This window comes from Candidatus Nitrospira neuquenensis, from assembly GCF_979578155.1.
The window spans coordinates 110,198-132,432 of sequence record NZ_CEFZDU010000001.1 but is presented as its reverse complement, the minus strand read 5'-3'; the positions used below and the strand labels follow the sequence as shown (position 1 = coordinate 132,432).

Below are 22,235 nucleotides of genomic sequence, written 5' to 3'. Positions count from 1 at the left end.
GTAAACTTCCGCCGGCATGACGAGGCCACGAACTTGTGGGACGCCACAGCAGCCGGATATTGAAAACGTCCACCAGCGGCGTGCTCGCGTCGCTCGGAGGCTCAACGGACGGCAAAGAGTACGCCTCGCCTCTTCGCTCGCCGCCTGCCTGCCGACGGGCAGGCAGCCTGGCTGGACGGCCTGTTTGAACATTCTGCTCGGTGACGCCGTCTCCTCGGGTATTCCAGGCGGCGCAAAACGGTTTTTCCGCAACCTGCTAGAGCTTCGGGGGACGGTTGAGGATCTCCTCTACCGGCAAGTCCACTTCGGGGACCCCGCTGAAGCCGCTGCCGAGCCGGCCGCTTCGGAATCGGTCGAGCCCCATCTTGTACGCGCGGTCCGGCAGGGGGAGATAGCCCACCTCCGCGATCAGCTTGGGGCCCTGCGTCAGGTAGTATTCGACGAAGGCCCTGACCTCCGGACGCGTGGCGGCCGCCTCTTTCACGTAGATGAACAGAGGACGAGAGAGGGGGTGGTAGCGGCCCTTGGTCACGTTCTCGAGGCTCGGCAGGACCGGTCCCTGGCCTGCGTCGATGGCCACGGCCTTGAGCCTGCCCGCGTGGGCGGCATAATAGGCGAAGGGAATATACCCGAGCGCGTGCTTGTTGCTTTCGATGCCCTGGACCAGCACGTTGTCGTCCTCGCTGGCCGTGTAATCGCCCCGGCTGGCCTTGGCTTTGCCCACGACGGCTTCGGTGAAGTAGTCGAAGGTCCCCGAATCGGAGCCGGCGCCGAACAGCGCCAGCGGCACGTCGGGCCAATCCGGGCGCACCTGGTTCCACCTGGTGATCCGAGCCTGGGCCGCCGGCTCCCACATAGCCTTGAGCTCGGCGACGGTGAGCGAGGTGACCCAGGTGTTGTGGGGACTGACGGCGACGGTGAGGGCGTCGAAGGCGATGGGCAGCTCGTAGTACCGGATCCCGTTCTTGCGGCAGAGGTCGGCTTCCTCCTTCAGGATCGGGCGGGAGGCATCCGAAATGTCCGTTTCTCCCCGGCAGAATTTCTTGAACCCGCCCCCTGTGCCGGAGATGCCGACGACGACTCTGGTGCCGCCCCGTGCGGCTTTTTGAAACTCCTCGGCAACGGCCTCGGTGGGCGGATAGACCGTGCTCGATCCGTCGATCCTGATCAGCGAGGGCTCCGCCGATCGAGAGACGCGAGAGGCGAGCGTGGTCCACGCGACCATCCCCGAGACAATCAGCGTGCCGACCAACCCCCTGACGAGAACAGCGTTCATTCGGTCTTCCTCCTCAACTCCCGCCCGTTCGCGACGCGGGAACATCGGTGAGGCGTGAAGGGTATGTCAACTCCGGCGCCCCGGCCGTTGACGCGGGGCGGATGGCCGACAGTTGGTATGAAAAGCCTTGGCGGCGAAGGACGATATCGCCCCGCCGGCTGAGCGAATCCACCGCCTGGAGGAGTGCGTTCCACCTCAGTTCAGCCGCGGCAGCGGCCAGTTCCTCGATCGTCAGGAACTTCGTTCGACCGAGGGCGTCCAGCACGAGGGCTTCCTGGCGAGGATGGTCCGTTGTCATGAGCGACGCTTCTTCCGCGGGGACGCCCCGACGGGCGCGCGCCCGCGGAGGCAAGGGGCGGCAGGTTACCCGATGGCGCGGGCGACCTCCCGGTGGATGGCGCGGAACAGGGCCTCGTCGAGCGCGCGACGGAGCGCCTGCGCCCGGCGCGGGTCGGTGCGGTCGTGATCCGCCGCCGCGCCTCGGCACCACGCCGTCCGGCGATCCTGCGTAACGGGGGGCTGTGGCATCTCGATCACCTCCTTTCGGGATGAAGTCTATCGCGTCGGTATGTCGCGGGCGTTAACGTCCGGTTGCCGCACGGTTAATTTCGCGGGGCAGTCCTCACGGATCGCCGTTGGTGGGGGAGCACCGCACGGCCAAGACCCGCATGACGCCGAGGGTCAGCAGAATGCCGCCCAGCACCGCCAGGTGCGTCAGCTCCCCGCCCTTGAACCACTGCGAGATGACCTCGGTCAGCATCACGACCAGGATCGTATCCACGATGAAGGTCACCTTCACGCGGCCCTCCGAGAAGTAGGTGACCGTCGTCTTGAACAATTCGACGACCGCCAGGAGAATCAGCGTGTCCACGATGATCCGGCGGAGCGCCTCCTCGACCGGGCGGTCGAGGAGCAGCCGGACCTCGGTGAGCGTCTTGATCGCCCCGCCGGCCAGCGCGGCCAGGATGGCCAGAATCATCAAGCTGAGCACCAGCTTGATGCCCCTCGTCCACAGGAGCGTCGGGTCCGTCGCGAGCAGCCTGGTCCCCCAGGCGGGCAGCGCGTGGCGTTGCCAGGGAAGCGTCGCGGCGGGCGATTCGGAGGGGTGCGTCCGCATGTCTTCCTCAAAACTCATCCAGCGAGACCGGGTGGAGCAGGTCGCGCACCGAGAGCACGCCGATAATCTCGCCGGCCTTGGTGACGGCGAGGTGGCGGGTCCCGTGCCGCTCCATCAGGTCCGCCGCCTCGGTGATCGGCCGTCCCTGCTCGATGCCGATGACCGGGCTGCTCATGATCTCCTCGACCGGGACGAAGTAGGGCGCCTGGCTGGCGCCGACGACCTTCCGGACGATGTCCGGCTCGGTGACGATCCCGACGATCTCGCCGCGACGCTCGACGAACAGGCTACCGATCCGGTGCTCGCCCATGAGACGCGCCGCGTCGTGGACCGAGGTGCCCGCTTCCACCCACACCAGTTCCTGCTTCATCAGGTGCTTGACCGTGACCATCGTCGTGCCTCCCTGGGGTTGGACCGCTTCCATCGGACGACGGACCGCACCGCCATCAGCCGCCGCGTCCGTTTCGTCCGGTCGCAAGACCTGCGATCGGCGTGACCGGCCCGGGCCGGCGGGTCCGCGTGCGAAGGATCGGATAGAGGCGTTTGCCCTTCAGGCCGCGCAGCGTCGCCAGCGCATGGGCCAGCGGCGCGAGCAGCGCGGCGGTCAGTCCGATCAGCATGATGGTGTCCAGCATGGCGGTCATGGCTCCTTCCACGGTTGTCTGCCGGATGTCGCCGCCCGAGCCTTCGCCGCCAACGCTACCGCCCGGCTGTTCCGGCCCGGTCAACGGCTCGTAAGCTTTCCGTTAATCATGTGACTGCGTTTGGCGCGTGGAATTAACGCCGATGTAACCCCGCCTGGAGCCGCTCGCAATGTTCGCAGCGCATCGTGGCACAATAGATCTTCATCGGCGGAGGGCGGGGCGCTGAGCGTCGCGGAGCGGATACGGCGGAGCCGAAGCCTGCCGGCCTGGATGATCGGGGTGTTGACCCCGTCCGTCTTTGCCCTCGACCTCCTCCTGCCAAAGGGGTATTCCGTCTGGGCGCTCTACCTCGTTCCGCTGCTCCTGACCGCGTGGCTTCCCTTCCGCTGGGTCCCCATCGCGCTCGCTTCGACCTGCACCGTGCTCGTGATCCTGCGGTTTGTCCTGCCCGCGAGCGCGGTGCCGCAGTGGGTGTCCGCGTCTAACCGCGCCGTCGGCATCGCCGTCATGTGGGTCGTCGCGATCCTTCTCGTCTCGCGCAAGCGCGCCGAGGCGGCGTTGCAGGAGAGCGAGGCCCGGTTCCGCCAGATGGCCGACACCGTGCAGGAGGTGTTCTGGATGGCCGGTCCGTCGGTCACCGAGACGCTCTACGTCAGCCCGGCGTATGAGCGGCTCTGGGGTCGCACGCGCGAGAGCCTCCGTGCGTCGCCGACCGCCTGGATCGAGGCGATTCATCCGGACGACCGCCCGCGCGCGCTCGGCGCGATCCAGCGCTACCGCGAGGCGGCGAGCCACGTGGAGTATCGGATCGTCAGGCCGGACGGCTCCGTGCGATGGGTGTGGGACCATGGCTATCCCGTCCTCGACGAGCGCGGCGAGCTCGTCCGCATCGTCGGGATCGCCGCGGACATTACGGAACGGAAGGAAATGGAGCAGGCGCTGAAGGAGCAGAGCCGGCTCCTGCGCGCCGTCCTGGACAGCGTCGCGGACGGGGTGATCGTGGCCGACGAGGCGGGGAGGCTGGTCCTGTTCAACCGGGGGGCGGAGGATCAGCACGGGGGCCTGCCGATGAACGGCCTGCCCTTCCGCGAGTGGCCCGCCCATTACGGGTTGTACTTGCCCGACCGGCGCACGCCCTATCCGGCGGAGGCGCTGCCGCTGATGCGGGCCGTGCGCGGCGAATCCGTGGACAACGTCGAGGTCTTCGTCCGGAACGACGGAGTGCCCGAGGGAAAGTGGGCGCTCGTCAGCGGGCGGCCCATCATCGACGACGAAGGCCGGTCCCGGGGCGGGGTGATCGTGCGACGGGACATCACCGAGCGGAAGGTCGCCGAACGGCGGCTGGCGGTGCAGTACGCCGTGACCGGCATCCTGGCGGAGTCGGCGGGCATGGCCGATACGATCGGGCGGGTGCTCCGGGTCCTGTGCGACGGCCTGGATTGGGATCTCGGAGCCTACTGGGCGGTGGACGCGGCGGCCGGCCTGCTGCGGTGCGAGGTCCTGTGGTGGCGGGGAAACGACGGGGAACCGGTTCTCGACGGGGCCGGTCGGCAGGCGACCCGTCCGCCCGGCGCGGGGTTGCCGGGGCACGTCTGGACGACCGGTCGGCCCGCCTGGGTGCCGGATGTCCACGCCGATGAGAGCCCGGTCCAGGGCGCCGTCGTCGTATCGGACCGCCTGCACGGCGCACTGGCGTTCCCGGTCCGGTGCGACGACCAAGTCCTCGGGGTGTTCGATCTGGCGAGCCGCGAGCCGCGGCCGCCGGACGCGGAGCTCCTCAAGATGCTCGACTCCGTCGGAAGCCAGATCGGCCAGTTGCTTGTCAGGAAGCGAGCGGAAGCGGAGCGCGAGCGGCTCGTCGAAGCGTTGCAGGGAGCGCTGGCCAAGGTCAAGACGTTGAAGGGGTTGCTGCCCCTCTGTTCAAGCTGCCAGAAGGTGCGGGACGCGCGGGGGCGGTGGAGGGAGCTGGAGGACCTGGTGTGCGAGCATTTGCAAGCGAACTTTCGCCAGGACCTCTGTCCGTCCTGTGCGGAAATCCTCTTTCCCGGCTTCTACAAGCGATGGAACAAGCACCACTGATCGAGGTCGATCGGCGTAGGAATTTACAACCTTTTGATCGGGTGGTAAGGCATCGGCAATCGGGCGGAGGTAGGGTGTGCCAGGCGGACTGGAGGAGTGCATGGCCAACCCCTATCCTGGAGGCGTGACGATGGACAAGGAACCGACGAGGAGGATGGGACGGACGGGCAGGCTGGGATCGCTGCTGGGCGGACTTGCCTGCCTCGGTATGGCCGCCATGGCCGGCGCCGAGCATCCCGTCGCCACGAACCGGCCCGAGGTGGACGTCGCGCTGCCGGCCTATGCCCAACAGGGGCGAGTCGCCGGTAACTTCGTCATCGCGGGGTCCGACACGATGCAGCCGCTCGTGTTGAAGCTTGCGCTGGCGTTCAAGCAGCGCTACCCGGAGGCGAAGATCGGCGTGCTGGGCGGCGGGACCGAGAAGGCCCTGCTCCAGTTCACCAGCGACCAGGCCCAGATTCGCCGCGGCGACGGCTACTATCAGGGACCCCAGGCCTCGGGGAAGGTGGCGATGCTGGCCTCGTCGCGACGGCTGACGGATGAGGAGCGGGCCAGCTTCCGTTCGCGCCACGGCTACGATCCGGTGGAGGTTCCGATCGCCCTTGACGCGGTGGCGGTCTACGTGAACAAGGACAACCCGATCCAGGGCTTGACTCTGGAGCAGGTGGATGCGATCTTCGGCCGCGACCGGCGCCGGGGCGGGGGCCGGGCCCCGACCACGTGGGGCGAGGTCGGCGTGCCCCTGTGGGCGCAGCAGCCCATCCACCTCTACGGCCGCGACAAGCAGTCGGGGACCCGCTCCTTCTTCAAGGAGGAGGCCCTGCTCGGCGGCGAGTTTCGCGACGAGGTGGTGGAGCAGCCCGGGTCGGCCTCACTGGTCCTGGCGATCAGCAAGGACCCCCTCGGCATCGGCTATGCGGGGGTCGGGTTCCACACGTCCTTTGTTCGGATGGTGCCGCTGGCCGAGAAGCCTGGCCAACCCTATGTGGTACCCAGCGCGGAGAGCACGGCGAAGGGCAGCTATCCCCTGCGGCGCACCCTGTACCTCTACGCGAACCTGAGCCCCGGGGACCGGCAGGATCCCGAGGAGGTCGAGTTCTTGAAGTTCATCAACAGCCGTGAGGGGCAGGAGGTCGTCGTGAAGGCCGGTGTCTATCCGCTGCCTGCTGTGGAGGTCGCCAAGAATCTGCAACGGCTTCAGGTGGCAGTGGGCCAGAATGGCCCGGCCGGTCCCGTGGCGTCTGCGCAACGGTGAGCCTCGGAGAGGGGGACTGCGACGATTGACCGGAGACGCTTCCATGACCCGTACGGTCATCGTTGCACTGTTCGGTCTCGTGCTGGGTGGAGCAGCCGCCGGCTGTGTCCATGAGCCACCGCCCATCGTCGTCTACGAAGACCGGCTCGACTCGATCTGGATCGATTACGATCCGGTCGCGGCGGGAGCCGGGCACGACCATCCCGTCCTGATCGCCCCCGAGCGCCTGGAGATGATCCTCGACGGCGTCTGGGTGAAGGAGCGCAATATCCTGGCCGGCGAGGTCGCGCGCGTCGTGACCGGGGAGCCCCCGGGCACCCCGGCCTTCACCCCGAAGCAGGTGAAGGAACTGGCGATGTACCTGAGCGAAGCCCTGCGAAAGGCCTCGCCCAAGGACATGGCGACCTTCTGGCTCACGATGCCCTCGCCGACCCAGGGTAACCTGATCACCTCCGGCGGGGTCTTCGTGCGCGGGGGGAAGCTGTACGTGTTCCTCGCGAACTGGCATACCTCCCCCAGCTCCAAGATCTACGAGACGACGTACGAGGTGGAAACGAGGGACACGCCGATGCTGCCGATCGCGCGGTACCAGTACCGCGCCGGTTTCAGCCCGGCCGTGGCCTGGGTCCCCAACGAGCGGCTCAGGGGCAAGGACGGCTACGAGCGGTACATGGACGAATCCAAGCTGGTGATCGTCGACTTGGCCAAGCTGTTCCCCAGCGAGCCGCGCCCGCGCGCCCCCGGCGCCGGGGAGGGGGCACGCAGGCCGTGATGGTTACACCTGTGGAGAGAGCATGAGCAGGAGGCACGGCCCGCTGCCGACTACTCCGACACCCCCCTCGGCCCCGCCCCTCTCCCTGAGCCTCATCGCCCTGATCCTTGCAGGCTGCGCCGTCGCCCCGCCTCCTAGGGTCCTGTTTCAGGACGCGACCCTCTCGATCAGGCTGGAAGCAGACGGCCGGGCCGAGGTGCTGCACTCCCACCCGGCCAAACTCACGGTGGAGGACCTCGCCTTGCTCCTGGCCGGGGTTCGGGTCACGAAGGAGCCGGGCACCCTGACGACGGCGACCAATCCGATCGCGCCGGTGCCGGCCTTCACGTCCGACGAGGTCCGGCGCCTGGCGCCCTACCTCGCCGACGCCTTTGCGAAGGCCTCCCCGCACGAGATCGTCACCTTTTACCGGGCCTCGGGAGAGGTGACCGGGCAGCAGACCGTGACGTCGGGGGGAATGTTCCTCCAGGGGGGCGTTCTCCTGTTCGTCATGGCCAATTACCGGATCCGGCCCTATGCGGCCCCCGCCGAGGAGGCGGTTGCGGTCGACATGGATGCGCGGGACCATCCGCTCCTGCCGATCGTCAGGGGCGGCTTCGCGATCGCCTACGAGCCGCCGGACGCCGTGGTGGACCCCGACCGGACCGGGTTTGCCTGGAGGTATCCGGATGAGAATAACGTGGTTATCGTGGACGTGAGCCGGGTCCTGAGCACACGTTCACCGGCTCCTCGGTCCGGTCCGGCCCGGGGCCTTCAACCGCGGTAGCCTCCTCCGCGGCGCGTCCCGCGCCCGGGTCGGCGAACTGCCGGTTCACCCTGACGACGGCCGCGTTCAGGTTCCGGTAGGGGTAGTCCCCATCGATGCGGGGGAGCGCGTCCGCGTCCTCCTGCCTCGTGATGAGCGAGAGGGCCGGCACGTAGCGATGGGAGGGGATGGTCACCCCGACGATCTTCGCCCCCGGCTCCACCACGACGTGGTCGCCGAGCCTGGCCCGGAAGACCAAAGCCTGCATGCCGACGAAGGTGTCGCTTCCCACGCAAGCCGGGCCGTGGACTTGCGCCTGGTGGGCCAGCGACACGCGCCGGCCCACGTAGACGGAATACCGCCGGCCTCCGACCTCCACCTCGTTCTCCAGCAGTTCCCGTCCGCCATCGAAGGTTTCCAGCCCGTGGATGACGACGCCGTCCTGGACGTTGCTGTCGTCCCCGACGACGATGTTCTGCCCTTCATCCCCCCGCACCGAGGCGCCGGGCGCGACGAAGACCCGCTCGCCCAGCGTCACCGACCCGATGACCGCGGCCAGCGGGTGCACGCGCGCGCTCTCGGCGATGGCTGGCCGATCCACCTCGGGATTGAAGGACGTCCTGACGTTGGGTCCAAGCCACCCGGCCAGGAAGGTGGCGAGCAGGACCAGATTCAGGCCAAGGCTGAGGCGGAGCAGATTGAGCTGACGAGACGTTCGTCGTGCCATGCCGGCCTCGTCTCGGCTCAGTTCCAGAACCAGTTGACCTGAAACCGCAGCAGGTTGCCGTAGGCGTCCACCTGGCGGCCCGGCGTCGTGGCGGTCTGTGTTCCGGCATAGACCATGTTGTAGCTGTTCCGGTTCGTGAAGGTGTAGGCCACCGTGAACTCCCACTGCGGGTCCGGCTGCCAGGCGACGCCGGTCTCGTTCTCCTGCATGCGGTCGCTGGGCGCGCCGGTCTGGAACTTGAGGCCTCCGTTGTAGATCTGCCAGCGGTTGTAGAAGTTGGCCAGACCCACATCCGAGTACTTCCATTGATAGTGCACCTGGAGGTAGCCGCCGTTGAAGGCGTTGACGTTGACGACGCCGCGCCCGTCCCGGTTCGGGGCCCGGCCGACGACCCACTCCGCGATGAAGCCCCAGGGCTGGGGCGGCATGTAGATATACCAGTTGATCCGCTCGTCCAGGTAGTTGCGGGACTGGGTGCAGCCCATGCTGGCGAAGGCCGCCGCGGTGGCCCCGACGCAGGCGGCGGAGTTGACCGAATAGAGCGTCGTGCCGCTGTTCGGCGTGCCCATGCTGACCTGCCAGGTGCCGTAGCCGGCGTTCATGCCGGTCTCCACCAGACGGCCGCCGGGCAACTCCCAGGGCCAAGACAGGCGGACGCTGACCCGTTTGTTCTTGTTGTTCTCGGCGACGTTGTTGCCCGCCGCGTTGTCCACCTGGATCATGAACACGCCGTAGTCGCCGGGTCCGTACATGTAGTCGATCATCTGCTTGTAGCGCGCTTGGGCGATCTTGGGCGTGTACATGAAGGAGATGCCCATGTCGCGCTCGCTCGGGGCGCAACTGTTCGTGGCGTCGGCGCGGTCGATGGCGAAGCGGACGCGGCTGGCCTGCCAGTTGTCGAAGGAGCAGGGGACGCGCTGGAGCCCGATCCGCAGCCGGTATTCCTTGGCCTTGTCGAAGATCCAGTCGCCGTAGGCATCGCGCAGCGACGCGACGTGGGTGTTGCCGCTGACGTTGCTCGCGAAGTCCGGCTGGAGGAAAAAGGCCACGTGGTCCGATACCTGCCCGGTCACGACCCAACGGATGCGGCGGTAGAAAAAGCCGGGCTGCGCGCCGTTCGCGGCGTCGCCGACCGAGCGGTCCTGGTAGGACACGACCTGCCCGTTGTTCGTGAGGTTGTACCGGAACTGGCCGTAGCCGTACATGGTGATCCGCTCGAACCAGCGCGGGCTGCCCGTGAATTCGGCGACGACCGACCGCTCGCTGATCCGCCGCTCCTCCTCCGCCTTGATGCGCATCCAGTCGTCCCTGGTAATGATGCCCTTCTCCAGCAGCAGGTCCTCGATCGGGGCGCTCTCGACCGCTGCGTCGGGACGTTGGATCATGCCGCCGGGGGCCTGGGGACCTCCCTGGTGCCCCGTGGAGAGGGGAGGAATCTCCTTATCCGTGACGGGCACCGGCGGGGTCGTGAGCGTCTCCCCGGCGCCCTGGTTCTCGTGTGGCTCCTGCGCCGCCGCGGGGCGTGCTCCCACGATCAGCACGATAAGGGTAAGGCCCATGACATGCGTGAACCAAAAGGTACGCGGTCTCGTCGCGAGTGCCGTCCACCACGGCGTGCTCCCTTCCATGTGCGCTCCTCCGCTGGTTGGCGTGAGTTGCCGGACAGATTCAGCGTGCGGGCGCACGGTACGCGACGGCCGTGAACAGACCTTCGGCCTTGTCTCAATCTTCGGTTAAGGATCGCTTCGTGGGTGCGTGCGAGGGGGCGTAGGGGGGAAGGCGAATCGTCCGGAAGCGGAGCCGGGCGGCCCGCAGCGGTGGACGAGTTTACCCGTTTGTAACGCCGACGCAACGGAAGGTTGACCGTATCTGAAGCAATGCGTAACCGAGGGCGGCTATGTTCGCCGGCGGGAGGGGGGAAGGGCGATATGGCGACCGGACGCGACACCGTCCTGATCGTGACCGCCGACGACGCCTTCGGCCGGGCGCTCGGGCGTCACCTCGGCGAGTACAACTGTGCGACGACGATCGTGCGTGACGCCGGCGCCGCGCTGGACTCCGCCCGCCGGACCTCCCCTCTGCTGGTGCTGGTGGATCGCCGACAGCCGGCTCTGTTCCACCTCATCCGTGACCAGGCGTTGCGGGGCATCGCGGTGGTCGCCGTGCAGCCGCCCGGCGCGGATTGTCCGGAAGAGGTGTGCGTGGACGAGCTCGATGAATGGGCGGCGGCATCCCTCTGTCAGAAGGGGTACCGCGAGATGATCGCTCGAATCAGGGCGATCCTGCGGCGCGAGCGGTTCCGGACCGCCAAGCGCGCACAGTACCAGGTCGGGGACCTCTACCTTGACGAAGAGCGCCACGAGGTGCAGGTGTCGGGGCGGCCGGTCGAGTTGACGCCCAAGGAGTTCGCCATCCTGCGCGCATTCATGCGGAATCCCGGGCGGGTCTTCACGCGGGATGATCTGGTGAACGAGGTGTGGGGGGAGAGCGTGGCGTTGGAGCACCACACCCTCGACGTGCACATCCATTCGATCCGGCAGAAGATCGAGGCCGATCCGCCGAAGCCGGCGCGGCTCGTGACCCTCCGCGGGGTGGGGTACAAGCTGAGGGCGGACTGAGGTTCAGGCGTCCCCGTCGGCGAGTTTCTTCAGGCGACGGTCGAGCGCGAAGCGGGTGAGACCCAGGTGCTTGGCGGCGAGGCTCTTGTTGTGGCCGGCGAGCCGCATCACTTCCTCGATGATCGCCTGCTCGATGTCCGCGAGCGATTGCGCGCCGACGGCGACATCGAGCCGGAGGCGCGGCTCCCCGCCCCGGACGACCGACACGGCCGGGGATTTGGCCGGTTCGTGGAGCTCCCGCGGCAGGCAGTCCGCGGTCAGGGTCCGTCCGTGGCAGAAGATCAGCGCCCGCTCGATGATGTTCTGTAGCTCGCGCACGTTCCCCGGGTAGGCATAGCGTTCCAGGAGGGTCCGGGCCTCGGGGGCGATCTCCAGCACCTCCTTCCCCATCTCTTTCCCGAACCGCACCAGCGCCCGCATGCAGAGGGGATAGATGTCCTCGGGCCGCTGCCGCAGCGGCGGGACCTCGAACATGACGACGTTGAGACGGAAGTAGAGGTCCTCCCGGAACGCGCCGGCGGCGACCTCCTTCTTGAGGTCGCGGTTGGTCGCGGCGATCAGCCGGAAGTCCACGGAGATGTCGTTCATCCCGCCGAGGCGGCGGAAGGCGCGGTCCTGGAGCACGCGGAGCAGCTTGGCCTGCATGGCGAGGTCGAGGTCGCCGATCTCGTCGAGGAACAGCGTGCCGCCCTCGGCCTTCTCCAGCAGCCCGAGCTTCCGCTGGACGGCGCCGGTGAACGCGCCGCGCTCGAAGCCGAACAGCTCGCTCTCGAACAGCTCGCGGGGGATCGCGGTGCAGTTGACGTCCACGAAGGGGCCGGCCGCCCGCACGCCGTTGTGGTGGATCACGCGGGCCACGAATTCCTTGCCCGTGCCGGTTTCGCCCTGGAGGAGGACGGTGGTCTTCGGATTCTGGGCCACGTCGCGGACCTGGGCGACGAGCTGCTGCATGGCGGGGCTCTGCGTGACGAGATGGTCCAGGCGGTAGGACTCGCCCTCGTGCTCGCGCTCGAAATCCACGCGGCGGCGGAGCGTCAGCAGCTCGAGGGCGCGGGTCAGCACCGGCTCGAGGCCGTCCAGGTCCACCGTCTTGATGACGAAATCGTAGGCTCCGAGCTTCATCGCCTCGACCGCGTCCTGGACGGTCCCGTAGGCGGTGAGCAGGATGACCAGGGCCTGCGGAGCCTTCTGTCGGGCGGCCTTGAGCGTCTGGATCCCCGTCATCCCGCCCATCTTCAGGTCGAGCAGGATGAGGTCCGGCTGCTCCTGGTCGAGCGCCGCCAGCAGCGCCTCGCCCGACTCGAAGCCGGATACCCGGTGCTGGCGTCGGGACAGCCGCTTGAGGATCGCGGAGCGGATCGCGGGCTCGTCGTCGGTCACGAAGATCGTCGCGGCCATGGCCTCACACCGTAGGGAGGGAAACGGGTTGTCGCAACGGGAGCCAGAGCCTGACCGTCGTGCCGGCCCCCTGCTCGCTGTCCACCTGGAGCAGGCCGCGGTGGGCCTCGACGATATTGCGGCAGATCGCCAGCCCCAGCCCCGTGCCCTGGGGCTTGCCCATCGTGAAAAAGGGCTCGAAGATCCGCGAGAGGTGCTCGGTCGGAATACCGGGCCCCCAATCCCGCACCCGGACGAGCAGCCCGGGCTCCTGGTCGCGGGAGGACGCGGCCAGGGCGACCTCGATCTTCCCGCCCTCGCCCAGCGCCTCCACGGCGTTCCGCACGACGTTGAGCACGACCTGTTTGATCTGGTCGCGGTCCGCCTGGACCGGGGGCAGGTTGGGGGGGCAGGCGACGTCCAGCTTGAGACGCTTGGCGGAGACGGCGGAGTTCAGCAGCGACAGGGTCTCGCGCACGAGCTCCTCCATGGGGAAGAGCACGGGGGTGAGCGCCCGCGGGCGGACGTAGTCGATGATCTGGTTGACGATCCGGTCGAGCCGCCGCGTCTCGTCGAGGATGACGTCGAGGTCCGCCCGCCGCGGGTCGGCCGGGTCCATGTCCTCCCGCAGGAGCGAGGCCGTCGAGCCGATGCCCACCAGGGGGTTGCGGATCTCGTGGGCGATGCCGGCGGCCACCTGGCCCAGCGTGGCGAGCCGCTCGGCGCGGCTGAGCCGGGTCTGCATCTCGGTCACGGCCGTGATGTCGATGTTGAAGCCCTGGTACATGACCGTGCGGCCGTCGGCGTCCTTGATCGGAATGCGGCGGCTCAGGACCCGGCGCACGCTTCCGTCCTTGTGGAGGAACCGGAAGATGGTCTCATAGGGGCGATCCTGCGCGATGGCCTCCGCGTATTCGCGGAGTACACGGTCGCGATCCTCGGGATGATAGGCCGCCCGGATCAGTTCGGGATCGTCGTCTCGGTCCGGGTCGAGGCCGGCGAGGATCCAGTTGTAGCGGTTCGTGAAGACCATGGCCATCCCCTTGGTCGTGAAGATGCCGAAGGGCGCGTGGTCCACGATGCTCCGGTACTTGGCCTCCGAGGCGGAAAGGAAGGCGTTGGCCATGCGCAGCTCGGCCTCGGATTTCTCGATGCGCACGATGTGATCACGGATCTGCGCCCCCATGGCCGCCATGACGCGGGTGAGGTGCCCGATCTCGTCGCGGCGGTCCAGCACGGGCACCTGCGGCACGACGCCGCCCGTCGCGGAGCCGACGGCCCGGGCCAGGCCGGCGAGGGGGTCCGTGATCGAGCGGGCGATGATCCGCAGCGCGAGGATCATCAGGGCGACCGTCACCACCCCGTCAGCGAGAATGGCCGTCATCATCGAGGCGCGGTCCCGGGCGATGCGGGCGAGGGCCTCGTTGAGCTGGTCCTGCTCCAGTCGGTCGAACCGCGCCATCTGCTCCCGGATGATGGTCATGATGGCCCGCCCGCGGCCCTCCTCGATGTAGTGGACGGCGTCCGCTTCCCGGCCGGCCTCGACGGCGGCGATCAGCTCGTCCTTCTCCGTGATCAACCGCGTCACGAGCCGCTGGACCTGGCCGAAGGCCTCGCGCTGCCCCTGGCGGTCGTGCACCATGAACTCGATCGTGTCCCCGAGCGACAGGATGCGGCCGTGCGCCGACTGGTAGGGTTTCAGGAAGGGCTTCTGCTGGGTCAGCACGTAGCCGCGGAACCCCGCCTCGAGGTCCATCGCCAGGCTCAGGTACTCCGCCGCGCGGCGCTGGACCAGGTAGATGTTGTTGAGCTGCTCCTCGTCGTCCGAGAAGGTCTGCACGCTCCGGTAGGTGAGGCCGCTGAGCAGCCCCACCGCCAGGATCGGGATGATCGCGGTCAGCAGGAGCTTCTGCCGGATCGGCAGGTCGCTCAACGGCCGTAACAGGCGGTGCATGACTCACTCCCGACGCGGAGACCGGCCGGACCGCATCTTACTCGATCGCTCCGGACTTCGCCAGGACCTCGCGGCTCCCCCAGACGGCGCTCACGATGGTCGGCGAGTGCGGTGACATGGCGGCGAGGGGACCGGCCGCGCCGTCAGCCGGGATCGTCCGGACGTCCGAAGAGGAGGCCCCCCGCGGTCCTATGCCCACGAAGACGCGGTCGGCGTACGGCCGGGGACATCGGAAGGGGCCGGCCGACGAACGGGCCTCATGGCGCGGACGGCTTGGTCAAGTCATTGTTCACCCAGTTGTTCGGCGCGGTGACGTCGATGCCCCCGACGGGCGGGGGTTTGTCGAGGTTGACGTACTGGAACGTGTCGAAGGGCTGGATTTCCTCGTCGGCGGGCAACTGCCCGCGGGTCCAGCCGCCGCCCAGCGCGCGGATGAGCGCCACCGAGGACTTCAGCAGGTCGGTCTTGATCCGCACGGAGTCGATCCGCGCTTCGAGCGCCTGGACCTGCGCGTAAATGAGTTCGAGGCTCGACGCCAGGCCGCCCTGGTAGAGGTCGGAGGTCAGCTCCTGGGTCTTGATCCACGCCCCGACGGCGGCGTCCTGGCGGTCGGCGGCGGCGGCGAGCCGGTTCGTCAGGACCAAATTGTTCTCCACTTCCCGGAAGGCGTTGAGCACGGTCGAGCGGTAGCGGTCTTCCGTCTCGCGGTAGGCGGACCAGGCCTGCTGCAGTTGGGCGCGGCGATACCCGCCCTGGAAAAGCGGGAGCGCGACGGGGGAGCCGTAGGACCAGAAACTGTTCGCGAGCTTGAACAGGTCGAAGCCGACGTCTTCGAAGCCGCCGTCGGCCCGGAACCTCACGTCCGGGAAAAAGGCGGCGCGGGCGATGCCGATGGCCCGGTTCGCCTGGGCCATCCGGCGTTCCATGGCGGCGACGTCGGGACGGCGCTCCAACAGGGTGGAGGGGATGGTGCGCGGGATCGTGAAGCTCGCGACGCGGAGCTCGGCGACCGGCTCGATCCTGAAACTGGCCGGGGCCCTGTTCACGAGGATGGCGATCGCTTGTTCCGCGACCTGGCGCTGGCCTTCGACCTGCGCCAATTTCGTTTCGGTGCTGAACAGCAACGATTCGACGCGGGCGACGTCGAGGGCCGACGCGATGGCCCCCATGAACTGGGCGTTGACGAGGTCCAGCGAGTGTCGGTAGAGGGCGATGGATTGCTCGTAGATCGCGACTTGGGCGTCGAAGCCGCGCAGGGTGAAATAGTTCGCCGCGATTTCCGCCTGGAGGCTGAGGCGGGCGAGGCCGTACTCGGCGGCGCGCGCTTCGGCCCGGTAGATTTCGACGCGCGTCGCGTTGCGGATCGCCGACCAGAAATCCGGTTCCCAGGACGCGAGCCCCGAGGCGGACACGCTCGATTCGTAGGTGTCCTCGCCGGGGGCGCGAAACAGCTCGTTGGCGGACTGCTTATTGCCCGAGGCGTCGAACCCCAGTCCCGCGTGCGGGATGCGGCGGGAGCGGGCCTTCATCATCATGTCGCGGGCCTGGACGAACCGCTCGGCGGCGGCCTGCAGGTCCGGGTTGGCCGCCATGGCCTGTTCCTCCAGCGCGTTCAGAATCGGATCCTCGTACAGCGTCCACCAATCCGGGCGCAGCTCTCCATCCGACGGCCGCGCCTCGACGAAGGGGCTCGCCCCCCGCCAGGAGGCGGGCACGACGTAGCGGGGCGGTTGATAGGCGGGCGCCAGGTCCACGTGCGGCAGCCAGTCGCCGCACGCCGACAGGGTGAGCGCCAGCAGGACCAGACCGGCGCGCGGCGCGCAGCCGCGCCGGACGCGGGAGGAGTCTCGCGCGGGTCGTGCACCTGGGCGCGTCATGGGGGAGGGGTCGTCATTTGGCGGGCGGTTCGTCCGCCGGGGGCGCATCCGCCGTGACGAGATCGTACCCGGGCGCCGGCGAGACGACGCGCACCTCGTCGCCCTCGAGCAGCGCTGCGCTGGGGTTGTTGATGATGCGGTCGCCCGTGGAAAGCCCCTCCGCCACTTCGACGACTTGGTCCATGAGCTTGCTCACGGTGACGGGTTTGAAATGCACGCGGGCATCCTCCGTCACCACGGCCACTTGCGTGCCGTGCTCCTGGAACACCAACGCGGTGGATGGAATCGTGAACGCTCGCCTATCGACCGGGGCCGTGAGGTGGACCTGGGCGTAGGAGCCGGGCCAGAGCGCTCGGTCCTCGTTGTCGATCGTGAAGACGGTCGTTGCCGTCCGCGTGTTCACGTCGAACCCACGGGAGACGGTGAGGAACTTGGCGGTCCAATGGCGAGTGGGCAATTGCGGGACGGTCACGTCGGCCGTCAGGCCCGGCCGCATAAAGGGCCCGAACGATTCCGGTACGTTGACGAAGAGACGCAACGTATCGACGACGGCTATCGTAAAGAGGTTGCTCTTGGCGTTCGGGGTGCTGAGGTTGCCTTCTTTGCTGACCAAGTCGCCGACGTTGATGTTGCGCTGGGTCACGACGCCGTCAAAGGGGGCGAGGAGGGTTTTGAACCGGATAAACGCCTCGATGTTCCTGACCTTTTGCTCTGCGGCTTTGACCACCGCGGCCTGGGCTTTCATCTCTTGTTCCTTCACCGTGATCGACTGCTCGGAGACCGCGTGGGTGCCGCGGAAGGCGGCATACCGCTTCGCCGTCACCTCAGCGAGCGCGTACTTGGCGCGCTCCGATTCCAGGTCCGCCCTGGCCTGCGCATATTCGGCGTCGAGATCCGGCGCGTTGATTTCGGCGAGGACGTCGCCTTTCTTCACCTCCGCTCCGTAATCCTTGTACCACATCTTCACATAGCCCGTGACGCGTGCGTAGATGGGCGCCTCGTACCAACCCACGATATTGCCGGGGAGCGTTATGGTCTCGGTCGCGGCCACCGGCTTGGGCGTGACGGCCGCCACGGTGGGCACAGCCTCTTCGCGCGTCCGCTGGCGCAGCAGCGCGGCGTCGCTTCGGCTCTCATAAATCCGATGGCCGAGATAGAGCGCACCCAACAGGATCGCGAAAACGGCAAGGTATGGTCCGTTGAGTGTTTTCATCAGGAGGCGCGTCCCCGTTGCCCAGCCATCCGCCCGCTGTAGATGATCGCGTAGACGCACGGCACGAAAAAGAGGGTGAAGACGGTGGCCACGAGCAAGCCGCCGATGACGGCGCGACCCAACGGCGCATTCTGGGAATACCCCGTCGCCATGGGGACCATCCCGATGATCATGGCCGAGGCGGTCATCAGCACCGGACGGAAACGGGTCTTTCCGGCTTCGATGGCGGCCCGCAGCGCCTCGCCGTGCTCTTGAAGCCGCTCGCGCGCATAGGAGACGACCAGGATGGAATTCGCGGTCGCCGTGCCCATCGTCATGATCGCTCCCGTCAGGGCCGGCTCCGATAACCGCGTATGGGTCAGGAACAACGACCACGCGATGCCCGCCAGGGCGCCGGGCAAGGCCGTGATGATGATGAAGGGATCGAGCCAGGATTGGAAGTTGACGACGATCAGGAGATACACCAGCACGATCGCGGCGAGCAGTCCGAAGATCAGCTCGGCATAGGCCTCGTACATCAGCGCGGCCTGACCGTGGATTTCGATCGCGGCGCTGCGGGGCTTCTCGTGCTCCATGCTCGCGGCGATCTTCCGGACATCCGCCAGCACCCCGCCGAGGTCGCGCCCTTCGGCCGAAATGTAGATATCGAACAGCGGCATGATGTTGCCGTGCGTAATCACCCCGGGCGTGCCTTCGACCGAGAGATCGGCCAGATTGCCGAGAAGCTGGACGCCATCATCCGACGCCTTGCTCGAGGAATCGACCGGGATGGTCTTGAGGCTATTGACGCTGTTGATCTGCGGCTGCGGCGTATAGACATTGATCAGGTACGACATGCCGGTCTTGGGGTCGAGCCAGTAGATCTGGTCGACCTGTTGGCTCCCGGCGGTGGTCAAAAGCAGATTGTCGGCGATGTCTTTCTCGGTCCTGTTGACGCCGAGCCCGAACGTGCGGTTGCCTTCGACCATGAGGGTCGGCGTGCGCATGGTCTGCTGGATCACCACGTCCGTGGCGCCCGGAATCTCGCGAAACTTGCCCGCCAGTTTGCGGGCGAACTCGTAGTTGGGGTAGATATCCGGGCCGTTGACCTGGACGTCAATCGGCGCGGGAGCCCCGAAGTTGAGAATTTTCGCGGTCAGATCGGACGGCTGGAACGTGAAGTCGGTCCCCGGATAGCGCTCCCTCAAGCCCTTGCGGAGAATGTGCCGGTAGTCCCACACCGGCGACTTTTCGTTCTTCAACAGGATCGTCAGATCGCAATCCTGAGAGCCGATCGTCGGTGTCGGGATGAAGGCGAGATTGTGCGGTCCGACCGGCAGGCCGCAGTTGCTCACGATATTGTCGACCTTGCCGGGCAGCAACTCTTCTTCAATGGTCTTGGAGGCGAGCGTGGCAAGGCGCCCCGCCACCTCGATGCGTGTCCCGAGCGGCGCGCGCATATGCATCTGCATGACCCCCGACCTGATCTCGGGGAAGTAATCGCGCCCCAGGAAGAAAAAGAAGGACAGGGATCCCACCGCGATCGCCAACGAGACCTTGACGAAGGCGTAGCGACGGGCGATCACCCGTTCGAGCAGCATCCCGTAGCGCTCGCGGAGCCGGTCGAAGCGGCGCTCGAATCCCTGCTGAAAACGGACAAAAACGTTCCGGGACGGTTTCGCGCCCGCCGGCTTGCGGTGCTCAGGCGCCGGCGGCGTGTGGTGATTCCCCATCGTGGTGCCCCTTCATGAGATACTTCGCCATGGTCGGGACCAGCGTGCGCGACAGGATGAAGGAAGCCAGCATCGCGATGATGACCGCCTCCGCCATGGGCTTGAACAGGTAGCCGGCGACGCCGCTAAGCCCGAAGAGCGGGAACCAGACGATCGCGATGCACAGGGTCGCGACGAAGGTCGGGACGACGATCTGATTGGCGGCGTCGACAATGGCGGTCTCCAGCGGTTTGCCCATTTCGATGTGGCGGTCGATGTTCTCGATCATCACGGTCGCGTCGTCGACCAGAATGCCCACGGCCAGCGCCAACCCGCCCAAGGTCATGACATTGATCGACTCTCCGAGCCAATGCAGGCCGATGAGCGCAGTCAGGATGGACAGCGGGATCGACGTCCACACGATAAGCGTGGCCCTCCAGGAGCCGAGGAGCAACAGCACGATGAGGCCGACCAGCGCGCCGGCGGTCAGCATTTCATGGACAACATCCCTGATCGAATCTTTGACGAAGGTCGAGGCGTCGTCGAGCAGTCTGATTGTCACGCCCTCGGGGACGACTTGCTCGGCACGCGGGATCACCTTCTTGATCCCGTCGACCACGGCCAGGGTCGAGGCCTCGGTGCTCTTCATGACGACGATGATGACGGTCTGCTTGCCTTTCACCAGCACCGCGTTCTGCTGCACCCGGCCCATGAGGCGCACCGTGGCGACGTCGCGCAGGTAGATGAACGCGTTGCCTTCGCGCTTGATCGGGATGTTTTCGAAATCTTCGATCCGCATCGGTGACGCGTTCGTCTGGACGATCCAGTCGGTCTGCTTGATCTTGATGTCGCCGGCCGGCAGTACCAGGTATTGCCGCATGAGGATCTCGTGGATGTCCGCCGGGGTGAGGTTACGGGCGAGCAGTTTCTGTTGATCGAGGTTGACCATGACCTGCATGTCCTGGCCGCCGTACGGGTGCGGCAGGATCGCCCCCGGCACCGTCACGAGCAGGGGGCGGATGCGCATGTAGGCGAGGTTGTAGAGTTCCGCCGGGGTCATGTTGTCCGCACTGACTTCGAGCATGGCCACCGGGATCGAGGAGGGGGCCAGCCGCATGATCATGGGCGGAGAAATATCGGGCGGCAGCGCTTTGACGACCGTCTGCGCGATGGCCACGATATCCGCTTCGGCCCGGCCCACATCCACTCCGTCTTGGAGAAAGATATTGATGATACTGCTGCCGAAATAGGAGTGGCTGTGGATGTACTTGATGCCCTCCACCGTCGAGGTCAGGAAGCGCTCGAACAGATACGTGATGCGCCCTTCCACCTGCTGTGGCAGCAGGCCGGCATAGGTCCAGACCACGGAGGTGACCGGAATCGTGATGTTCGGGAAGACGTCGGTCGGCATGTGCAGGACCGTCAGGACCCCGAACAGCACGATCAGGATGGACATCACGACGAAGGTATGCGGTCTGCGCAGGGCAATGAGGACGATCTGGTTCATGCGCGGGGTCCGTCCACGGCGGTGTGAGTGGTTCTCATCTGGAGACGGCTCAATCTCACCTCCCTGGCATCTTCGTCGGTCGTGCCTCTGCAAGGGGTTTGCCAACCAGCAGGCCCATCCTCCCGCCAAGGCGACGGGAGGCCTGGCCCGGTATATCGGCACGATACCGCCGGCAGGCTCGTTGATCCGGTTCAGCGCCTCGAGCCGGAAAACACGCAAGGCGTGCGCTTTCGCACTGGGCGCTCGTCCGGAATTTCACAAGGCAGGGGGGCGGGCGACGCAGGCGGACAAGCAGCCAAGCGAATTTGCGCGGCAAGGGAGTGATGACGTTGGAGTTTTACCGGCCGTCCCGCGGTCGTTGCGATCGGTATTGATCTTGCACCCGTTCCGGCCGGGCGCGTGATGCCCGGGGGCAAGGACCGGAACAACCTCGAGGAGGGCGATGGCCGGCATGGGGAAATTCAGCGTGGCGGTGGTTGTCGTCGGTGGACTCGTCGGTATCATCGGGAGTGGGGAGCGTGTTCAGGCTGAACCCTTGACGATCGGGGCGACTCCGAGCCTGAAGACGGCGTTCCAAGAGATCCTGCCGATGTTCGAGAAAGAATACGGCGCGACGGTTCACGTCGTGTACGGCCCGTCGCAAACGCTTCGCCGGCATATTGAACGGGGGGAGCCGATCGATGTGTTTCTCGCTGAAGCGGCCGAAGTCGAACACCTGCACAAGAAAGGCCTGACGCTCAGGGGGCCACGGGTCTACGCGCAGACCTCCCTCGTGCTCGTGATGTCCACGGCGTCCGCGGCGACTGCGACCTCGTTTCACGATGTCCTGTCCAGTCGAGCGATCCGCGTGGCCATCGCCGATCCTGCCACGTCGGCATTGGGAACGATTACGGCCCGGACGCTCACGAAGCTCGATCCCGCCTACAGGGACCGTCTCCATCTGGTTCACGCGCCGCATGCCGAGGAGGTCTTGAAGCTGGTTCGCACGGGGGCGGCGGACGTGGGCATCGTCTATCGCGTGGACGCGATCAACGGCGGGCAAGTATGGATCATCGATGAGGCGCCGGCCGGGACCCATGCGCCGATCCAGTTCGGGCAGGCGGTGGTGTGGACCTGCAGGGAGGCCTCTCTCGGTGTCGCGGAAGCATTGTTTGACTTCATCCTGAGCCCCCGCATACAAAAGCTCCTGCTCCACTATGGATTCGATGCGGTGCCGCCGACCGGGGCGCGGGCCGGGCTGACGTCTCTCCGCGAAGACAACGGCAGGACGAAGCTGGAGTAGCTGCCGGCCCGCGGGCTCCTTCGTTCCACAATGTCCCAGGAACCGGCGGCGCCTCGACGCGCGGCGGGTGCGACGGCGCTTAAGGGGCGCGCTGCACCGCG

At 67.0% G+C, this 22,235-nt stretch carries 17 protein-coding genes and 1 pseudogene; 6 read left to right on the top strand and 12 right to left on the bottom strand.

What is annotated here, in order from left to right; genetic code table 11:
* Nucleotides 1–256: 256 nt before the first annotated feature.
* The 5 genes from AC1U7O_RS00595 to AC1U7O_RS00575 all read right to left on the bottom strand — a co-directional run bounded on the left by AC1U7O_RS00595 (nt 257) and on the right by AC1U7O_RS00575 (nt 3,037).
* The gene (locus tag AC1U7O_RS00595; protein WP_479892591.1) at nt 257–1,276 is read right to left on the bottom strand and encodes a PstS family phosphate ABC transporter substrate-binding protein; all 1,020 of its coding nucleotides are present in this window, start codon (nt 1,274–1,276) and stop codon (nt 257–259) included.
* Nucleotides 1,277–1,639: 363 nt separating this feature from the next.
* Nucleotides 1,640–1,804, bottom strand: a complete 165-nt coding sequence (locus AC1U7O_RS00590; RefSeq protein WP_479892590.1) for a hypothetical protein — start codon at nt 1,802–1,804, stop codon at nt 1,640–1,642.
* Between the two features lie 94 nt (nt 1,805–1,898).
* Nucleotides 1,899–2,393, bottom strand: coding sequence for a phosphate-starvation-inducible PsiE family protein (locus tag AC1U7O_RS00585; RefSeq protein WP_479892589.1), 495 nt, complete (start codon nt 2,391–2,393; stop codon nt 1,899–1,901).
* Nucleotides 2,394–2,400: 7 nt separating this feature from the next.
* Complete coding sequence (locus tag AC1U7O_RS00580; RefSeq protein WP_479892587.1) at nt 2,401–2,784, bottom strand: CBS domain-containing protein; 384 nt, start codon at nt 2,782–2,784, stop codon at nt 2,401–2,403.
* 55 nt (nt 2,785–2,839) lie between these two features.
* Nucleotides 2,840–3,037 carry a hypothetical protein gene (locus AC1U7O_RS00575; RefSeq protein ID WP_479892586.1) on the bottom strand — a complete coding sequence of 66 codons (198 nt, stop codon included), beginning with the start codon at nt 3,035–3,037 and terminating at the stop codon, nt 2,840–2,842.
* Nucleotides 3,038–3,316: 279 nt separating this feature from the next.
* Here AC1U7O_RS00575 and AC1U7O_RS00570 point away from each other — a divergent pair, with 279 nt between their 5' ends.
* From AC1U7O_RS00570 to AC1U7O_RS00555, 4 genes are all read left to right on the top strand, one after another.
* Nucleotides 3,317–5,116, top strand: a complete 1,800-nt coding sequence (locus tag AC1U7O_RS00570; RefSeq protein WP_479892584.1) for a PAS domain S-box protein — start codon at nt 3,317–3,319, stop codon at nt 5,114–5,116.
* A gap of 130 nt (nt 5,117–5,246) precedes the next feature.
* Nucleotides 5,247–6,371: a PstS family phosphate ABC transporter substrate-binding protein gene (locus tag AC1U7O_RS00565; protein WP_479892582.1), complete on the top strand. Its 1,125-nt coding sequence runs from the start codon at nt 5,247–5,249 to the stop codon at nt 6,369–6,371.
* 43 nt (nt 6,372–6,414) lie between these two features.
* Nucleotides 6,415–7,143, top strand: coding sequence for a hypothetical protein (locus tag AC1U7O_RS00560; protein WP_479892581.1), 729 nt, complete (start codon nt 6,415–6,417; stop codon nt 7,141–7,143).
* 22 nt (nt 7,144–7,165) lie between these two features.
* Nucleotides 7,166–7,909 carry a hypothetical protein gene (locus AC1U7O_RS00555; RefSeq protein WP_479892580.1) on the top strand — a complete coding sequence of 248 codons (744 nt, stop codon included), beginning with the start codon at nt 7,166–7,168 and terminating at the stop codon, nt 7,907–7,909.
* Here AC1U7O_RS00555 and AC1U7O_RS00550 read toward each other — a convergent pair.
* Together AC1U7O_RS00550 and AC1U7O_RS00545 are read right to left on the bottom strand one after the other, a co-directional pair.
* Nucleotides 7,827–8,615: a carbonic anhydrase gene (locus AC1U7O_RS00550; RefSeq protein ID WP_479892579.1), complete on the bottom strand. Its 789-nt coding sequence runs from the start codon at nt 8,613–8,615 to the stop codon at nt 7,827–7,829. The two genes, AC1U7O_RS00555 and AC1U7O_RS00550, sit on opposite strands and share 83 nt — an antisense overlap.
* A gap of 17 nt (nt 8,616–8,632) precedes the next feature.
* The gene (locus AC1U7O_RS00545) at nt 8,633–10,174 is read right to left on the bottom strand and encodes a porin (RefSeq protein WP_479892578.1); all 1,542 of its coding nucleotides are present in this window, start codon (nt 10,172–10,174) and stop codon (nt 8,633–8,635) included.
* A 369-nt stretch (nt 10,175–10,543) separates the two neighbouring features.
* On the opposite strand from AC1U7O_RS00545, the gene AC1U7O_RS00540 reads away from it, so the two are divergent.
* On the top strand, nt 10,544–11,233 hold the full coding sequence (locus tag AC1U7O_RS00540; RefSeq protein WP_479892577.1) for a winged helix-turn-helix transcriptional regulator: 690 nt from the start codon (nt 10,544–10,546) through the stop codon (nt 11,231–11,233).
* A gap of 3 nt (nt 11,234–11,236) precedes the next feature.
* Here AC1U7O_RS00540 and AC1U7O_RS00535 read toward each other — a convergent pair whose 3' ends face one another.
* The 5 genes and pseudogenes from AC1U7O_RS00535 to AC1U7O_RS00515 form a co-directional block, all read right to left on the bottom strand.
* On the bottom strand, nt 11,237–12,631 hold the full coding sequence (locus AC1U7O_RS00535) for a sigma-54-dependent transcriptional regulator (protein WP_479892576.1): 1,395 nt from the start codon (nt 12,629–12,631) through the stop codon (nt 11,237–11,239).
* Between the two features lie 4 nt (nt 12,632–12,635).
* Nucleotides 12,636–14,564 (bottom strand): ATP-binding protein, encoded by a 1,929-nt coding sequence (locus AC1U7O_RS00530; protein WP_479892575.1) that lies wholly within the window; start codon nt 14,562–14,564, stop codon nt 12,636–12,638.
* A 257-nt stretch (nt 14,565–14,821) separates the two neighbouring features.
* Nucleotides 14,822–16,441 (bottom strand): efflux transporter outer membrane subunit, encoded by a 1,620-nt coding sequence (locus AC1U7O_RS00525; protein WP_479892573.1) that lies wholly within the window; start codon nt 16,439–16,441, stop codon nt 14,822–14,824.
* A gap of 13 nt (nt 16,442–16,454) precedes the next feature.
* Entirely contained in the window at nt 16,455–17,654 is a 1,200-nt protein-coding gene (locus AC1U7O_RS00520) for an efflux RND transporter periplasmic adaptor subunit (protein WP_479892572.1), read from the bottom strand.
* Nucleotides 17,654–20,852 (bottom strand): annotated as a pseudogene (locus tag AC1U7O_RS00515) (efflux RND transporter permease subunit). The gene AC1U7O_RS00520 and the pseudogene AC1U7O_RS00515 overlap by 1 nt, the downstream one beginning before the upstream one ends.
* 442 nt (nt 20,853–21,294) lie before the next feature.
* Between AC1U7O_RS00515 and modA the strand changes: the two are divergent.
* Entirely contained in the window at nt 21,295–22,134 is an 840-nt protein-coding gene (gene modA, locus AC1U7O_RS00510) for a molybdate ABC transporter substrate-binding protein (RefSeq protein ID WP_479892571.1), read from the top strand.
* Nucleotides 22,135–22,235: the final 101 nt, after the last annotated feature.

Bases quoted from the DNA above. Each gene is read 5' to 3' on its own strand.
- AC1U7O_RS00535 (WP_479892576.1), bottom strand. From the start codon at position 12,631: ATGGCCGCGACGATCTTCGTGACCGACGACGAGCCCGCGATCCGCTCC.
- AC1U7O_RS00585 (WP_479892589.1), bottom strand. From the start codon at position 2,393: ATGCGGACGCACCCCTCCGAATCGCCCGCCGCGACGCTTCCCTGGCAA.
- AC1U7O_RS00580 (WP_479892587.1), bottom strand. From the start codon at position 2,784: ATGGTCACGGTCAAGCACCTGATGAAGCAGGAACTGGTGTGGGTGGAA.
- AC1U7O_RS00565 (WP_479892582.1), top strand. From the start codon at position 5,247: ATGGACAAGGAACCGACGAGGAGGATGGGACGGACGGGCAGGCTGGGA.
- AC1U7O_RS00560 (WP_479892581.1), top strand. From the start codon at position 6,415: ATGACCCGTACGGTCATCGTTGCACTGTTCGGTCTCGTGCTGGGTGGA.
- AC1U7O_RS00545 (WP_479892578.1), bottom strand. From the start codon at position 10,174: ATGGGCCTTACCCTTATCGTGCTGATCGTGGGAGCACGCCCCGCGGCG.
- AC1U7O_RS00550 (WP_479892579.1), bottom strand. From the start codon at position 8,615: ATGGCACGACGAACGTCTCGTCAGCTCAATCTGCTCCGCCTCAGCCTT.
- modA (WP_479892571.1), top strand. From the start codon at position 21,295: ATGGCCGGCATGGGGAAATTCAGCGTGGCGGTGGTTGTCGTCGGTGGA.
- AC1U7O_RS00595 (WP_479892591.1), bottom strand. From the start codon at position 1,276: ATGAACGCTGTTCTCGTCAGGGGGTTGGTCGGCACGCTGATTGTCTCG.
- AC1U7O_RS00575 (WP_479892586.1), bottom strand. From the start codon at position 3,037: ATGACCGCCATGCTGGACACCATCATGCTGATCGGACTGACCGCCGCG.
- AC1U7O_RS00590 (WP_479892590.1), bottom strand. From the start codon at position 1,804: ATGCCACAGCCCCCCGTTACGCAGGATCGCCGGACGGCGTGGTGCCGA.
- AC1U7O_RS00540 (WP_479892577.1), top strand. From the start codon at position 10,544: ATGGCGACCGGACGCGACACCGTCCTGATCGTGACCGCCGACGACGCC.
- AC1U7O_RS00530 (WP_479892575.1), bottom strand. From the start codon at position 14,564: ATGCACCGCCTGTTACGGCCGTTGAGCGACCTGCCGATCCGGCAGAAG.
- AC1U7O_RS00525 (WP_479892573.1), bottom strand. From the start codon at position 16,441: ATGACGCGCCCAGGTGCACGACCCGCGCGAGACTCCTCCCGCGTCCGG.
- AC1U7O_RS00520 (WP_479892572.1), bottom strand. From the start codon at position 17,654: ATGAAAACACTCAACGGACCATACCTTGCCGTTTTCGCGATCCTGTTG.
- AC1U7O_RS00555 (WP_479892580.1), top strand. From the start codon at position 7,166: ATGAGCAGGAGGCACGGCCCGCTGCCGACTACTCCGACACCCCCCTCG.